Origin of the sequence: Streptomyces niveiscabiei (genome assembly GCF_001419795.1) — a bacterium.
In the GTDB taxonomy this organism is placed as follows: domain Bacteria; phylum Actinomycetota; class Actinomycetes; order Streptomycetales; family Streptomycetaceae; genus Streptomyces; species Streptomyces niveiscabiei.
The window spans coordinates 1-1,470 of sequence record NZ_LIRL01001344.1; the positions used below are offsets into that span (position 1 = coordinate 1).

Here is a 1,470-nt window from a genome sequence, read left to right on the forward strand (position 1 = left end):
AGATGGGTAAGAGACAGGGGTTCGGTCGGCGGGCGTGCGCGGGGTGAGGGTGAGGGTGAAGCCGTCGGGCTTGAGGGTGAGGGTCTCCTTGACGGTGAGCCGGTAGTCGGCGTGGTCGTGGAGGCGGTAGCGGTGGACGAGCATCGCCAGGAGCATCGTCGCCTCGTGGAGTGCGAACTGCCTCCCGATGCAGGCGCGTTCGCCGGTCCCGAACGGTTTGAAGGCGTGCGGCGAGCGGGCCGCCTCCGCCTCGGGGGTGAAGCGTTCCGGGTCGAACAGGTCGGGGTTGTCGCCCCATACGGGCTGCCGGTGCAACATCGGCGTGAGGACGGTCACGGCCTGTCCGGCGCGCAGCGGGACGCGTCCGCCGAGGAGCGTGTCCTCCAGGGCGTGCCGGCCGAACACGGCTGCCGTGGGCCACAACCGCAGGGCCTCGTTGAGGACTTGGCGCGTGTAGGTGAGCCGGCCGACCTCGTCGTACGTCGGCTCGGGGTCCGCCCGGTCTCCCCACAGCGCGTCGGTCTCGCGGCGGACGAGGTTCAGGACCTCGGGGTGCTTGGCGAGGTAGTAGAGGGCGAACGACAGGGCCCCTGAGGTGGTTTCGTGTCCGGCGATGAGGAACGTGATGACCTGGTTGCGGATGTTGGCGTGGTCGAGGGTCGTGCCGTCCGCCGGGTGGGTGGCGCTCAGCATGAGGCCGAGGAGGTCGGTGGCGGCCGACTGGTCGGTGCCGGTGCGGGCGGCGATGACGTCGTCCACGACCTGCGCGAGGTAGGCCGCGTCGTCGCGGAACGCCTGGTCGGCCGCCGAGTGGTCCGTGCCGGGGACGCGGGCGAGGCGGGTCATGCTCCACTCCAGGCAGCGGACCATCGACTCGACGAAGGGGTGCGGTTCGGCGCGCTCGAAGGAGCCGAAGTCGTAGGCGAATCCGGCGAGTCCGATGGTGTCGAGGGTCATCCGGGTCATGTCGTCCGGCACGTTCACCGGCTGTCCGGCGCCGGCCGCGCGGTCCCACGCGTCGATCAGGCGGCGAGCCACCTTCAGCATCACCGGGTGGTAGGTGCGCATCGAGCCGAGCGCGAACGCGGGCATCAGAATGTCGTGCGCCTTCGCCCAGTTGGGCTCGTCGTTGTACGCGGTGAACAGGCCGTCGGCGGCGAACTCCCGTACGTTCTCCAGGGCGGGGCCGACGTGTTTGGCGAACCGGGTCTCGTCCGCGAGGTCGCTCACCAGGTCCAGGTCCGCGACGAACAGCGTGTCCCGGCCGTGCAACCGCCGTACCAGGAGCGGCCCTTGCTCCCGCATCAGGCCCATCACCTGCTGGATCGGCGTGTGGCCGGGTCCGGTGGCGCTGATGTCGGCGACGGGGACGGACGTGAGCTGCGGATGCGGCGCGGTGGGGGACATGGCGCTCGGCTGCCTCTCTCTGGACGGCGGGTATGTCGTCCAGCGTTGTCCACGGGCGGGGGC

General features: G+C 70.7%; 1 protein-coding gene. It reads right to left on the bottom strand.

What is annotated here, in order from left to right:
* Positions 1-1,407: cytochrome P450 (locus AOK24_RS43835; protein WP_159052231.1), on the bottom strand; the 1,407-nt coding region annotated here is incomplete at its 3' end.
* Positions 1,408-1,470 lie beyond the last annotated feature (63 nt).